Here is a 13,587-nt window from a genome sequence, read left to right as displayed (position 1 = left end):
CACCTACGTTACTGATCGGTAAACCGGTAAGGGGACGACACATGCGGCTCGGCATCAATCTTGGTTACTGGGGCGCGGGCATGGACGCCGACAACCTCGCCGTCGCCCAGGAGGCCGACCGCCTGGGCTACGACGTCTGCTGGGCCGCCGAGGCCTACGGTTCCGACGCCCCGACCGTGCTCGCCTGGGTCGCCGCCCAGACCGAGCGCATCGACGTCGGCTCGGCGATCCTGCAGATCCCGGCCCGCCAGCCCGCGATGACCGCGATGACCGCGGCCACCCTCGACTCGCTCACCAAGGGCCGCTTCCGGCTCGGCCTCGGCGTGTCCGGCCCGCAGGTCTCCGAGGGCTGGTACGGCGTCAAGTTCGACAAGCCGCTCGCCCGGACCCGCGAGTACGTGGAGATCGTCCGTAAGGCGATGACCCGCGAGCGGCTGAGCTACGAGGGCCAGCACTGGACCCTGCCGCTGCCGGACGGCCCGGGCAAGCCGCTCAAGCTGACCGTGCACCCCGAGCGCGAGCACATCCCGCTCTACATCGCCGCCATCGGGCCGAAGAACCTGGAGCAGACCGGCGAGATCGCCGACGGCGCACTGCTGATCTTCCCGGCCGCCGAGCACTTGGAGGCCACCGCGCTCACCCACATCCGGGCGGGCCGCGAGAAGGCCGGGCTGACCATGGAAGGCTTCGACGTCTGCCCGACCGTGCCGCTGGCCCTCGGCGAGGACGTGAATGCGCTCGCGGACATGTTCCGCCCGTACACCGCCCTGTACGTGGGCGGCATGGGCAGCAGGAAGCAGAACTTCTACAACCAGCTGGCCCAGCGCATGGGTTACGAGAAGGAAGCCGCCGAGATCCAGGACAAGTACCTGGCGGGCGACAAGAACGGCGCGGCCGAGGCCGTTCCGCACTCGCTGATCGACTCGACCACGCTGCTCGGCCCGGTCGCCCGGATCGCGGACGGCATGCGGGCCTACGCGGAGGCCGGGGTCACCACCCTCACGCTGGCCCCGGCCGGCTTCACGCTGGACGAGCGGATCGCCGCCCTGCGCGCCGGCACCGAGGCCATGGAGCTCGCGGGCCTCGCCTGATCACCCGCTCCGGGTGCCGGCGGACGAACGCCGGCACCGTCGGAAGCTTCTGCGGCCGTGGTGGGGGCTCGGGGGGTCTTCCCCGCCACGGCCGACACAGCGCACAACGCCCAGGACGCCCGCCGGGTTACGCGTTGCGGTCCAACACCCGATTTCGTTCATTCGGACGAGTAGTGCGACCCATCGGTTGCCCGCCCCGCCGACCGGCGTTTGACTCGTTGCATGCTCTCTGCCCGCAGCCTGTTCCAGGAGATCGTCGACAACGACGACTCCTTCCAGCTGTTCTGCTCCATCGCCGCCAGCGGGGAGACCCAGGGTGGCTGGGAGAACGCCCGTATCGCGGCCCTGGTGCCGGACGGCATGCGCCACCTCGCGCCCAAGATCACCCGCCACGGCGCCGACGAGGACAAGCACGGCCGCATCTTCAACGCGCTGCTGCGCAAGCGCGGCCTGCCGCCCCTCCCGGTACCCCCCGAGACCGACTACACGATGCTGCTGGAGCGCCGCGGGATCGGCCTCGCGCACGACAAGCTGCGCCGCGAGGAGGCGCTGACCGAGGAGGACATCGTCGTCTACCTCGCGCACAGCCGCGTCACCGAACAGCGCGCCGCCGACCAGATGGACATGCTGGTCGAGTACTTCGGGGACCATCCCGAGGTGGGCAAGGCGATCCACCTGATCAGCCACGACGAGGACAACCACCTCGCCTACTGCCACGAGGAACTGCTGCGCCTGGTCCGGTCCGGCTACGGCCGGACCATCCAGCGGGTGCTCCGCGAGAGCGCGCTCGCCGAAATCTCCGTCTACCGGGACGTGAGCCTCGCCGTCATGGCCCACATGGGGCGGCTGCTGCACTGGCCCGCCCCGAAGAGGGCCGCACTCGCCGCCGGCATCCACGCGATGTACGCGTACGAGCGCTTCAGCGGATGGCACCGGATGGTGAGCCTGCGGATGCCGGAACGCCTGGACGCGCTCGGCGGCGCACCGGCCGGCATGCCCGGCCCCGCCCACACCCCGCACGAGAGGGAACTCAGAGCCAGCCCCGGCGCTTGAACATCCGGTGCAGGCCCAGACACGCGCCGGCCATCACCACCAGCACCGCCGGATAACCCCAGGCGTGCCCCAGCTCCGGCATGTGGTCGAAGTTCATCCCGTAGATCCCCGCCACCATCGTGGGGACGGCCGCCATCGCCGCCCAGGCCGAGATCTTGCGCATGTCGTCGTTCTGCCGCAGGCCCATCTGCGCGAGGTGGGCGGAGAGCGCGTCCGACAGCAGCCGGTCCAGACCCTCGATGTACTCGCTGGCCTTGGTCAGGTGGTCGGCGACATCGCGGAAGAACGGCTGCGCGTGCTCGTGGACGAAGGGGACCTCCCCGAAGGCGAGCCGGTCCATGGGCTGGAGCAGCGGGCTCGTCGCCCGCCGGAACTCCAGCACCTGCCGCTTGAAGCCGTAGATCCGGGCGGCGGTGTTCTTGGTGTCCGAGGCGTTCGGGGCGAAGACCTCCGCCTCCAGCTCCTCCAGGTCCGACTGGAGCTCGGCCGCCACCTCGATGTAGTGGTCGACCACCGCGTCGGACACCGCGTACAGCACCGCCGTCGGGCCGTGTCGCAGCACGTCCGGCTCCTGCTCCAGCCGGTGGCGCACGGCGGCCAGCGGGGCCCCCTCGCCGTGCCGGACCGTGACCACGAACGAATCCCCTATGAAGACCATCAGCTCGCCCGCGGTCACCGTGTCCGCGGCCTCGTCGTACAGCACCGGCTTCAGGACGACGAACAGCGAATCGTCGTACACCTCCAGCTTCGGGCGCTGGTGCGCGGTCAGCGCGTCCTCCACCGCCAGCGGGTGCAGGCCGAACTCCTGGCGGACATGGTCGAACTCCTTCTCCGTCGGCTCGTGCATGCCGATCCAGAGGAAGGCGTCACCGGTCGCCCGGGCCTGGTCGAGGGCGTCCGAGAAATCGCCCGGTCCCTCGGTACGGCGGCCGTCCCGGTAAATCGCGCAGTCCACAATCACGCGGGGCATTCTTCCCTGCCGACGGCCCGCCCGCACGCCACCGGCAGCGCATACGCTGGCCCCATGGCCACGCTGATCCTCGTACGACACGGGCGGTCCACCGCCAACACCGCCGGTCTGCTCGCCGGATGGACCCCCGGGGTGGCGCTCGACGAGCGCGGCGCCGAGCAGGCCGCCGCACTCCCCGGCCGGCTGGCGGGGGTGCCGCTGGCCGTCGCCGTCACCAGCCCGCTGCAGCGCTGCCGGGAGACCCTCGCGCCGCTGCTGGCCGCCCGGCCGGAACTGGAACTCCACACCGACGAACGCATCGGCGAGTGCCACTACGGCGACTGGTCCGGTCGCAAACTGTCCGAACTCTCCGACGAACCGCTGATGAAGATCGTCCAGCAGCACCCCTCGGCGGCCGCCTTCCCCGGCGGCGAGTCCATGCGCGCCATGCAGGCGCGCGCCGTGGACGCCGTACGGGACTGGGACGCGCGGATCGAGCAGGAGCACGGGAGCGACGCCGTCTTCCTGATGTGCTCGCACGGCGACATCATCAAGTCCCTCGTCGCGGACGCCCTCGGCATGCACCTCGACCTCTTCCAGCGGATCCACGTCGACCCCTGCTCGGTGACCGCCATCCGCTACACCGCCACCCGGCCCTTCGTGTTCAGGCTCGGTGACACCGGGGACTTCGGCTCGCTCGTACGGCGCCCCGCCGCACCGGAGACCGTCGCCTCGGACAAAGACACCGAAGACGCCGGAGACGCCGTCGTGGGAGGCGGCGCGGGCGCGGCTTGATCGCACGGCGCAGTAGGGTGGACGGGCCCACACAGGGCGCGGATCTGCCCCTGCCGCCGAGACTTGGAGACTGGACGTGCCCCGTCAGGTGTTCCTCTACGACCCCCCGGACCGCTTCGTGGCCGGCACGGTCGGTCTGCCGGGACGCCGTACGTTCTTCCTGCAGGCCTCCTCCGGTCCCCGCGTCACCAGCGTCTCCCTGGAGAAGACCCAGGTCGCGGCGCTGGCCGAGCGGATGGACGAGCTGCTGGACGAGGTCGTACGGCGCACCGGCGGCAACGCCCCGGTCCCGGCCGTCGCCCCGGCCGAGGCCGCCGACACCGCGCCGCTGGACGTCCCGGTCGACGAGGAGTTCCGCGTCGGCACCATGGCCCTGGCCTGGGACGGCGAGGAACAGCGCATGATCGTCGAGGCCCAAGCGCTCGTCGAGCTCGACGTCGACTCCGACGAGGACCTCGCCGAGGCGGAGGAGCGGCTGCTCCAGGACGAGGAGAACGGCCCGCCGATGCTGCGGGTCCGCCTCACCGGCGCCCAGGCACGCGCGTTCGCCAAGCGGGCCCTGGACGTGGTCAACGCCGGCCGCCCGCCGTGCCCGCTGTGCAGCCTGCCGCTGGACCCGGAGGGGCACGTGTGCCCGCGCCAGAACGGCTACCGGCGCCAGCCGTGACCGACACGGGGGAGCTGGAGGAACTGCTCGCCAAGGGTGAGCTCACCGTCATCGGCCGGATCCGCGAGGCGTCCAACGCCGTGCTGCTGTGCAGCGTCACGTACGGGGGCGTCAGCGCCGACTGCGTGTACAAGCCGGTCAAGGGGGAGCGGCCGCTGTGGGACTTCCCCGACGGGAACCTCGCCCAGCGGGAGGTCGCCGCCTACGTGGTCTCCGAGGCCACCGGTTGGGGCCTGGTCCCCGCCACCGTGCTGCGTGACGGCCCGTACGGCGAGGGCATGGTCCAGCGGTGGATCGAGGCGGAGCAGTCCGAGCAGGACTCCCCGCTGGGCGCGCTCCTCGGGCTCGTCGACGGCGAGGAGGCGGGGGAGGGCTGGAAGCCCGTGGCCCTCGCCGAGGTCGGTGAGGGCCGCACCGCGCTGCTCGTGCACGCGGACGACCCCCGGCTGCGCCGCCTCGCCGTACTCGACGCCGTGATCAACAACGGCGACCGCAAGGGCGGCCACCTGCTGCCCGCGCCCGACGGACGCCTCTACGGCATCGACCACGGGGTGACCTTCCACGCCGAGGACAAGCTGCGCACCCTGCTGTGGGGCTGGGCGGGGGAGCCGCTGACCGGCGAGGCGCGCGGGGTACTGGCCGCGTTGGCCGCCGGACTGGCCCCGGGAGGCCCGCTCGCCACCCGGCTGGCCGAACTGATCACCCCGGTCGAGCTGGCCGCCGTACGGGACCGGGTGGAGCACCTGCTGCGCACCGGAACCCATCCGCAGCCGTCCGGGCAATGGCCGGCGATCCCCTGGCCACCGGTCTGAACCAGCCACCGGCCGGACGCACAGAATCGGCCAGATCGCAAGAGTGCCGATCAAGACAACAGTGCAGGTCCAGTTCGTTTCCGGAACACCCGTCCGGTTAGGCTCGAGACATGCATGCCTGGCCCGCTTCTGAGGTCCCCGCCCTTCCTGGCAAGGGCCGCGACCTCCAGATCCACGACACCGCGACCCAGGGGACGATCACCCTCGCCCCCGGTCCCGTCGCCCGTATCTACGTCTGCGGCATCACTCCGTACGACGCGACCCACATCGGTCACGCGGCGACCTACAACGCGTTCGACCTCGTACAACGCGTGTGGCTCGACACCAAGCGGCAGGTCCACTACGTCCAGAACGTCACGGACGTGGACGACCCGCTCCTGGAGCGGGCGCTGCGCGACGGCCAGGACTGGACCGAGCTGGCGGAGCGCGAGACCGCACTCTTCCGGGAGGACATGACGGCCCTGCGGATGCTGCCGCCGCAGCACTACATCGGAGCCGTCGAGGCCATACCCGGCATCGTGCCGCTGGTCGAGCGGCTGCGCGACGCCGGCGCGGCGTACGAGCTGGAGGGCGACGTCTACTTCTCGGTCGAGGCCGACCCGCACTTCGGCGGGGTCTCCCACCTCGACGCCGAGGCGATGCGGCTGCTCTCGGCGGAGCGGGGCGGCGACCCCGACCGGTCCGGGAAGAAGAACCCGCTGGACCCGATGCTGTGGATGGCCGCACGTCCGGGCGAGCCGAGCTGGGACGGCGGCTCGCTGGGCCGCGGCCGGCCGGGCTGGCACATCGAGTGCGTGGCGATCGCCCTCGACCACCTGGGCATGGGCTTCGACATCCAGGGCGGCGGCTCCGACCTGGCGTTCCCGCACCACGAGATGGGCGCGTCGCACGCGCAGGCGCTGACGGGCGAGTTCCCGATGGCCAAGGCGTACGTGCACGCCGGCATGGTGGCGCTGCACGGCGAGAAGATGTCGAAGTCGAAGGGAAACCTCGTCTTCGTGTCGGCGCTGCGGCGCTCCGGAGTGGATCCGGCGGCGATCCGCCTGGCACTGCTCTCGCACCACTACCGGGCCGACTGGGAGTGGACGGACGAGATCCTCGCCGAGGCCGTGGCCCGGCTGGAGCGCTGGCGCGCGGCCGTGTCCCGGCCGGACGGCATCCCGGCGGACGCCCTCGTCGAGGAGGTCCGCGAGGCCCTGGCCAACGACCTGGACGCCCCTGCCGCGCTGGCGGCCGTGGACCGCTGGGTCGAGCGGCAGATCGCCACGGACGGCGACGACGAGTCGGCCCCCGGCCTGGTCTCCCGCACGGTGGACGCCCTCCTGGGCGTGGCCCTGTAGCCACCCCCGCAGCCCTGCTGCCGATGCCCCCTGGCCCCCCGGCCCGGGGGCATCGCCCTTTCGGCACGCGCCCGGTCGGGCCTCCCGCTGCGCGGAGCCTCCCCCCGCCCCGCCCTCTCGCCGTATCCCGGGGCGCCGCCCCGGACCCCGCGCCTCGAACGCCGGCGAGGCTGGATTTCCAGCCCGTCCGGCGTTCGAGGGCCGGGTAGGGGGATGGCACCGCGCAGCGGCGAGGCCTGCGGTGAGGCCTGTGGTCAGGCCTGTGGCGGGGTGTCGTTCTCGTCCGGCTCCGGGCTGTCGTCCGACGGGCCCGGTTCGGGGTCCGGTTTGCGCTTCGGGGGTCGGGGGAGGCCCCCCGAGGTGTCGCGGAGGTACGAGCCGTCGCCCGGCTCGGCCGGCGGCCCCGCGGGGTCGCGCCGGCGCAGGTACCGCTCGAACTCGCGGGCGATCGCATCGCCCGAGGCCTCCGGCAGGTCGGCCGTGTCGCGGGCCTCCTCCAGCGTCTGGACGTACTCCGCCACCTCGCTGTCCTCGGCGGCCAGTTGGTCCACCCCCAGCTGCCACGCCCGCGCGTCCTCGGGGAGTTCGCCCAGCGGGATCCGGATGTCGATCAGATCCTCCAGGCGGTTCAGCAACGCCAGCGTCGCCTTCGGGTTCGGCGGCTGCGACACGTAGTGCGGCACCGCCGCCCACAGGGACACCGCGGGCACCCCGGCATGCGTACAGGCCTCCTGCAGGATGCCCACGATCCCCGTCGGACCCTCGTACTTCGTCTCCTCCAGGTCCATCGTCCGCGCCAGATCCGCGTCCGAGGTCACTCCGCTGACCGGCACCGGGCGGGTGTGCGGGGTGTCACCCAGCAGCGCACCCAGGATGACGACCATCTCCACGCCCAGCTCATGGGCGAAGCCGAGGATCTCGTTGCAGAACGACCGCCACCGCATGGACGGTTCGATGCCGCGGACCAGCACCAGGTCGCGCGGCTTGGTGCCGCCGATCCTGACCACCGACAGCCGCGTCGTCGGCCACGTGATCTTCCGTACCCCGTTGTCCAGCCACACCGTCGGCCGGTTGACCTGGAAGTCGTAGTAGTCCTCGGCGTCGAGCGCCGCAAAGACCTCGCCCTTCCACTCCCGGTCCAGGTGTGCGACCGCACCGGAGGCCGCGTCACCCGCGTCGTTCCAGCCCTCGAACGCGGCCACCATGACCGGGTCGATCAGCTCGGGCACGCCCTCAAGCTCGATCACCCAGGTCTCCTTCCGAAGTTCCCTTGCGTACGTGGGTCAGCCTAAGCCTTGATGAGGCACCGGCCACAGCCCACGACAGAGGGGCGGTTCCCCTCGGAACCGCCCCTCTTCCCCACCTGTGCAGGAGCTATGCCTTGCGGCCCAGCATCTCCTCGACGCGGGCACGTACGGACTCGTCGTCCAGGCCGCGGATCGTCACCGTCGTGCGGCGGCGCAGCACGTCGTCGACCGTCTCGGCCCACTCGTTGTCACGGGCGTAGGCGACCTGCGCCCAGATCTCCGGACCGTCCGGGTGGATCCGCTCGGCCAGCGCCGGGTCCTCGTTCGCGAGGCGCGCGATGTCGAAGGCCAGCGAGCCGTAGTGCGAGGCCAGGTGGCGGGCCGTCAGCGGGTCCATCCGCGTGCCGGGCTCCCGGTCCACCAGCAGCCGGTGCGCGACCGCGTTCGGGTTGGCGACACCGGGCAGTGCGATCCGGCGGACCAGCGACTTCACCGGCTCCATGTCCTCGGTCAGCGGGCTGCCCGGGAGCTTCGCCAGCTTGTCCATGACCACACGGCCGATGTGACGGTACGTCGTCCACTTGCCGCCGGCCACCGAGAGCATGCCGCCCGCGCCCTCGGAGACGACCGTCTCGCGCTTGGCCTTCTCGACGCCGCCGGGGCCGCCGGGCAGCACCCGCAGGCCCGCGAAGGCGTACGTCATCAGCGAGCGGTCCAGGTCCGCGTCCTTCACCGAGAAGGCCGCCTCGTCCAGGATCTGCTGGATGTCGGACTCGGTGGCGCGCACGTCCGCCGGGTCGCCCTCGTACACCTCGTCGGTGGTGCCGAGCAGCAGCTGGTCCTCCCACGGGAGGGCGAAGGTGATGCGGTACTTGTCGATCGGGGTGGCCATGGCGGCCTTCCACGGCGACTTCCGCTTCATGACGATGTGCGCGCCCTTGGAGAGGCGGATCGACGGCATGGAGTGCTTGTCTTCCATGCGCCGCAGGTGGTCCACCCACGGGCCGGTGGCGTTGAGCACGACGCGCGCGTCGACCCCGAACTCGGTGCCGTCGAGACGGTCCTTGAGCTCGGCGCCGGTGACCCGGCCGTGCGTCTTGCGCAGTCCGGTGACCTCGGCGTGGTTCAGGACGACCGCGCCCGACTCGACGGCCGCGCGGACCGTCATGACGGCGACGCGGGAGTCGTTCATCTGGTGGTCGTAGTAGACCGCGACGGCCTTGAGGTTGTCCGTCTTCAGGCCGGGGTTGTCGGCGACGGCACGGGCCGGGGATATGACCTTGCCCATGCCGTCACCGAAGGCCGAGAGGGCGGAGTAGGCGAAGACGCCCGCGCCCAGCTTGGCCGCACCCACCGGACCGCCCTTGTAGACCGGCAGGTAGAAGGTGAGCGGGTTGACCAGGTGCGGGGCCACGTCCTTGGCCAGCACCCGGCGCTCGTGGTGGTTCTCCGCGACCAGCTTGACCGCGCCGGTCTGCAGGTAGCGCAGACCGCCGTGGACGAGCTTGGAGGAGGCCGAGGAGGTGGCGCCGGCGAAGTCGCCGGCGTCCACCATGGCAACCCGCAGGCCCGACTGCGCGGCGTGCCACGCCACGGAGGTGCCCAGGATTCCACCACCGATGACCAGCAGGTCGTACGTGGCCTTCGACAGCTGCTCACGGGTCTGTGCGCGGCTGACGTTGGCACCGGCGGTCGGGTGCGTGCCCAGTGCGGGAACGCTCTGCAGGCTGCTCATATCTCTCTTAGCTCCTCGTCGATTGACTCAGCTGAGTGCGGTCAGCTGGCGTCTTCGTCGTCGACCCAGCCCATGGAACGCTCCACGGCCTTGAGCCAGCTCTTGTACTCGCGGTCCCGCTGCTCGGCGGGCATCCGCGGGGTCCACTCCGCCGCGCGGCGCCAGTTGGCGCGCAGGGCGTCGGTGTCGGGCCAGAAGCCGACGGCCAGGCCGGCGGCGTAGGCGGCGCCGAGGCAGGTGGTCTCGGCGACCATCGGGCGCACCACGGGGGCGTCCAGGAAGTCCGAGAGCGTCTGCATCAGCAGGTTGTTGGAGGTCATGCCGCCGTCGACCTTGAGGGCGGCGAGCTCGACGCCCGAGTCCTTGGTCATGGCGTCGGTGATCTCGCGGGTCTGCCAGGCGGTGGCCTCCAGGACGGCACGGGCGATGTGCGCCTTGGTGACGTACCGGGTGAGGCCGGCGATCACACCGCGGGCGTCGGAGCGCCAGTACGGGGCGAAGAGGCCGGAGAAGGCCGGCACGAAGTAGGCGCCGCCGTTGTCCTCGACCGAGGAGGCCAGCGTCTCGATCTCGGCCGCGGACTTGATCAGGCCCATCTGGTCGCGCATCCACTGGACGAGCGAGCCGGTGACGGCGATGGAGCCCTCCAGCGCGTAGACCGGCTTCTGGTCGCCGATCTTGTAGCCGACCGTGGTCAGCAGGCCGCTGTAGGAGTTGATGACCTTGTCGCCGGTGTTCATCAGCATGAACGTTCCGGTGCCGTAGGTGGACTTGGCCTCGCCCTCGGCGAAACAGGTCTGGCCGAAGAGGGCGGCCTGCTGGTCACCGAGCGCCGAGGCGACCGGGACGCCGGCGAGGACGCCGTCCTTGACGTGTCCGTAGACCTCGGCGGAGGACTTGATCTCGGGGAGGATGTCGAGCGGCACCTCCATGGACTTCGCGATGCCCTCGTCCCACTTGAGGTTGTGGAGGTTCATCAGCATGGTGCGCGAGGCGTTGGTGACGTCGGTGACGTGCACACCGCCCTGGGGGCCACCGGTGAGGTTCCAGATGACCCAGGAGTCCATGGTGCCGAAGAGGATGTCGCCGGCGGCGGCGCGCTCGCGCAGGCCCTCGACGTTGTCGAGCAGCCAGCGGGCCTTCGGGCCGGCGAAGTAGCTCGCCAGCGGCAGGCCGGTCTCGCGGCGGAAGCGGTCCTGGCCGACGTTGCGCCCGAGCTCCTTGCACAGGGCGTCGGTACGGGTGTCCTGCCAGACCAGTGCGTTGTGGACCGGCTCGCCGGTGTGGCGGTCCCACAGGACGGTGGTCTCGCGCTGGTTGGTGATGCCGACGGCCTTGACGTCCGCGGCGGTGATCTCGGCCTTGGCGATGGCGCCGGCGACGACCTCCTGGACGTTGGTCCAGATCTCGGTGGCGTCGTGCTCGACCCAGCCCGGCTTCGGGAAGATCTGCTCGTGCTCCTTCTGGTCGACGGCGACGATGCGGCCGTCGCGGTCGAAGACGATGCAGCGGGAGGAGGTGGTGCCCTGGTCGATCGCGGCGATGAAGGGACCGGTGCTGGTGGTCATGTTGGCTGCTCCTGGCAGGTCTGGTGAGTAGGCGGAATCAGGAGGGCGGTGCGGATCTTACGATCTTGCCGGTACTGCTGATCAGGCGAACGCGATGTTGTAGAGACCACCGGCGAGAGCGGCACCGACGAGCGGGCCGACCACCGGGATCCAGGAGTAGCCCCAGTCGGAGCCGCCCTTGTTGGGCAGCGGCAGCAGGGCGTGCACGATGCGCGGACCGAGGTCGCGCACCGGGTTGATGGCGTAGCCGGTCGGGCCACCGAGCGAGAGACCGATGCCGACGACCACGAACGAGGTGATGAGGACGCCGATCACACCGAGGCCCTTGCCGTCGTCCTGGAGTCCCTGGGTCAGGATCGCCAGGATCAGGACGGCGGTGCCTATGATCTCGGTCGCGAGGTTCTGCACGACGTTACGGATCTCGGGGCCGGTGGAGAAGATGCCGAGCACCGGGCCGGCCACATCGTGCGGGTGCGGGTCCTCAGGACCGAGCTTGGCGTCGCGGATGTGCTCCGGGTCGGCCAGGTGGACGCGGAACTGTCCGTAGTAGGTGATCCACATCAGGACCGCGCCGAGCATCGCGCCCAGCAGCTGGCCGGCGAAGTAGACCGGGGTGTCGCCCCACTCGCCGGTCTTGATGGCGAGGCCGACGGTGACCGCCGGGTTGAGGTGCGCACCGGAGAGCGGCGCGGAGACGTAGGCGGCGATCAGTACGGCGAAACCCCAGCCGAAGGTGATCGCGAGCCAGCCCGCATTGCGGGCCTTGGAGCTCTTGAGCGTCACTGCGGCGCAGACGCCACCGCCGAGCAGTGTGAGCAGGGCGGTACCGATGGTCTCGCCGATGAAGATGTCGGAGCTGGACACCCGCGACTCCTTTGTACGTCCAGGGGTGAGCGGACACCGGGTCCCTCCGGTGGTTCCGCGCACTCGGTGAGTGCTGCACCGGTCCGTGGCCTTGTCGCATCCTAGCGCGTATTGCCGGTAGGTGTTCGACAATGCCGACCGATGAACGGCAGTTTTCCGCCCAAGTGAAGAACGCGTCAAGGGTCGACCAGGCCAAGGTGTCGGATCGTTACCACTAGGTGCGATCAACCAAAACCAGCCATTCGATGGCTGAGATATGGCGAAAAGTGGGCAGAAAGAGGCCAGGGTGTGGCTACAGCCTGTTAAAGGAAGCTCAGAACCGGCCTGCGCCGAGATCGCGTGAAACCGCACGCGCACAGTCCCGCACCGACGCCACCAGGGCCGCACGGGGCTCCCCCGACTCGCCGCAGACCCGTTCCACGGCGCCCGCGACCGCCACCGCGCCGACCGGCATCCGGCGCCGGTCGTGGATGGGCGCCGCCACCGAGGCGACGCCCTCCCAGGTCTCCTCGACGTCGGAGGCCCAGCCGCGCGCCCGGGTCAGGCCCAGGAGCGCCTCGAAGTCGGTGCCGTCCGTGACCGTGCGGGGGGTGAAGGCCTCCCGCTCGACCTCATGCGCCTGGGTGTGCGCCACGGGGTCGTAGGCCGACAGCACCTTGCCCAGGGCCGTGGAGTGCAGCGGCTGCATGGCCCCCACCTCCAGCACCTGACGGCTGTCGTCGGGCCGGAACACGTGGTGCATGATCAGCACCCCGCTCTGGTGCAGCACGCCCACGTACACGCTCTCGCCGCTCGCCCGGGCCAGATCGTCCGTCCAGACGAGGGCGCGGGCCCGCAGCTCGTGCACGTCGAGGTAGCTGTTGCCCAGGCGCAGCAGCTCCGCGCCCAGCTGGTACCGGCCGGAGGCCGGGTCCTGCTCCACGAAGCCCTCGGCCTGCAGGGTGCGCAGGATGCCGTGGGCCGTGCCCTTGGCCAGGCCCAGCGAGGACGCCACGTCCGAGAGTCCCAGCCGGCGCTCGCCGCCGGCCAGGAGTCGCAGCATCGCAGCGGCTCGTTCGAGCGACTGGATGTTCCGTGCCATCGCGCAGCCTCCTGCAGACCTTCGGTATTACTGACCATCTTGACGCGGTTCGACAATGCTGAACAGTATCGGTCGATGCCGACCTTCCGCACCGTCGGAGATCTGTTCGCCGTACCGCCACCAGGACACCCCCGACAACTCCCCGCCACAGAATGCAGTCCGCCACGTGGGACACCCACACCGGGTCCGGTGCCTCGCGGTTACCCTGGCCGCGTGCACCCTTGACACAGAGGGGGGTGCAAAGCCGACAGCCGTCGCATCCCAGGGAGCACAACCATGGCTTCGTTGCCCAACCCGTCCGCTGACACCCAGACCCGGGCCGATGCCCTCCGGGAGGCGCTTGCGACCCGTGTGGTCGTCGCCGACGGGGCCATGGGGACGATGC

At 70.8% G+C, this 13,587-nt stretch carries 12 protein-coding genes; 6 read left to right on the top strand and 6 right to left on the bottom strand.

Annotated elements, in window-relative coordinates:
- The first annotated feature begins 41 nt into the window (after nt 1-41).
- The gene (locus IE257_RS33775) at nt 42-1,091 is read left to right on the top strand and encodes an LLM class F420-dependent oxidoreductase (protein ID WP_189973661.1); all 1,050 of its coding nucleotides are present in this window, start codon (nt 42-44) and stop codon (nt 1,089-1,091) included.
- Between the two features lie 222 nt (nt 1,092-1,313).
- A complete protein-coding gene (locus IE257_RS33770) occupies nt 1,314-2,144 on the top strand; it encodes a ferritin-like domain-containing protein (RefSeq protein ID WP_189973660.1) in 831 nt (276 codons plus the stop codon).
- On the opposite strand, the gene corA is transcribed toward IE257_RS33770, so the two are convergent.
- Complete coding sequence (gene corA, locus IE257_RS33765; RefSeq protein ID WP_189973659.1) at nt 2,122-3,114, bottom strand: magnesium/cobalt transporter CorA; 993 nt, start codon at nt 3,112-3,114, stop codon at nt 2,122-2,124. The two genes, IE257_RS33770 and corA, sit on opposite strands and share 23 nt — an antisense overlap.
- A gap of 54 nt (nt 3,115-3,168) precedes the next feature.
- Here corA and IE257_RS33760 point away from each other — a divergent pair, with 54 nt between their 5' ends.
- From IE257_RS33760 to mshC, 4 genes are all read left to right on the top strand, one after another.
- A complete protein-coding gene (locus IE257_RS33760; protein ID WP_189973658.1) occupies nt 3,169-3,888 on the top strand; it encodes a histidine phosphatase family protein in 720 nt (239 codons plus the stop codon).
- A gap of 76 nt (nt 3,889-3,964) precedes the next feature.
- Complete coding sequence (locus tag IE257_RS33755) at nt 3,965-4,555, top strand: DUF3090 domain-containing protein (protein WP_189973657.1); 591 nt, start codon at nt 3,965-3,967, stop codon at nt 4,553-4,555.
- Nucleotides 4,519-5,367: an SCO1664 family protein gene (locus IE257_RS33750; protein ID WP_189973656.1), complete on the top strand. Its 849-nt coding sequence runs from the start codon at nt 4,519-4,521 to the stop codon at nt 5,365-5,367. Before IE257_RS33755 ends, IE257_RS33750 begins: the two co-directional genes overlap by 37 nt.
- Nucleotides 5,368-5,477: 110 nt before the next feature.
- Nucleotides 5,478-6,707, top strand: coding sequence for a cysteine--1-D-myo-inosityl 2-amino-2-deoxy-alpha-D-glucopyranoside ligase (mshC, locus tag IE257_RS33745; RefSeq protein ID WP_189973655.1), 1,230 nt, complete (start codon nt 5,478-5,480; stop codon nt 6,705-6,707).
- A 254-nt stretch (nt 6,708-6,961) separates the two neighbouring features.
- Here the strand turns inward: mshC and IE257_RS33740 are convergent, their stop codons facing one another.
- The 5 genes from IE257_RS33740 to IE257_RS33720 form a co-directional block, all read right to left on the bottom strand.
- A complete protein-coding gene (locus IE257_RS33740; protein ID WP_189973654.1) occupies nt 6,962-7,954 on the bottom strand; it encodes a PAC2 family protein in 993 nt (330 codons plus the stop codon).
- Between the two features lie 127 nt (nt 7,955-8,081).
- The gene (locus IE257_RS33735; protein WP_189973653.1) at nt 8,082-9,689 is read right to left on the bottom strand and encodes a glycerol-3-phosphate dehydrogenase/oxidase; all 1,608 of its coding nucleotides are present in this window, start codon (nt 9,687-9,689) and stop codon (nt 8,082-8,084) included.
- 41 nt (nt 9,690-9,730) lie between these two features.
- Entirely contained in the window at nt 9,731-11,257 is a 1,527-nt protein-coding gene (gene glpK / locus IE257_RS33730; protein ID WP_189973652.1) for a glycerol kinase GlpK, read from the bottom strand.
- A gap of 81 nt (nt 11,258-11,338) precedes the next feature.
- On the bottom strand, nt 11,339-12,121 hold the full coding sequence (locus tag IE257_RS33725) for an MIP/aquaporin family protein (protein WP_189973651.1): 783 nt from the start codon (nt 12,119-12,121) through the stop codon (nt 11,339-11,341).
- A 313-nt stretch (nt 12,122-12,434) separates the two neighbouring features.
- Nucleotides 12,435-13,202: an IclR family transcriptional regulator gene (locus tag IE257_RS33720; protein ID WP_189973650.1), complete on the bottom strand. Its 768-nt coding sequence runs from the start codon at nt 13,200-13,202 to the stop codon at nt 12,435-12,437.
- Between the last annotated feature and the right edge of the window lie 385 nt (nt 13,203-13,587).

Origin of the sequence: Streptomyces avidinii (assembly GCF_014650695.1) — a bacterium.
Taxonomy (GTDB): domain Bacteria; phylum Actinomycetota; class Actinomycetes; order Streptomycetales; family Streptomycetaceae; genus Streptomyces; species Streptomyces avidinii.
This window is presented reverse-complemented; position numbering and strand designations above follow the sequence as displayed.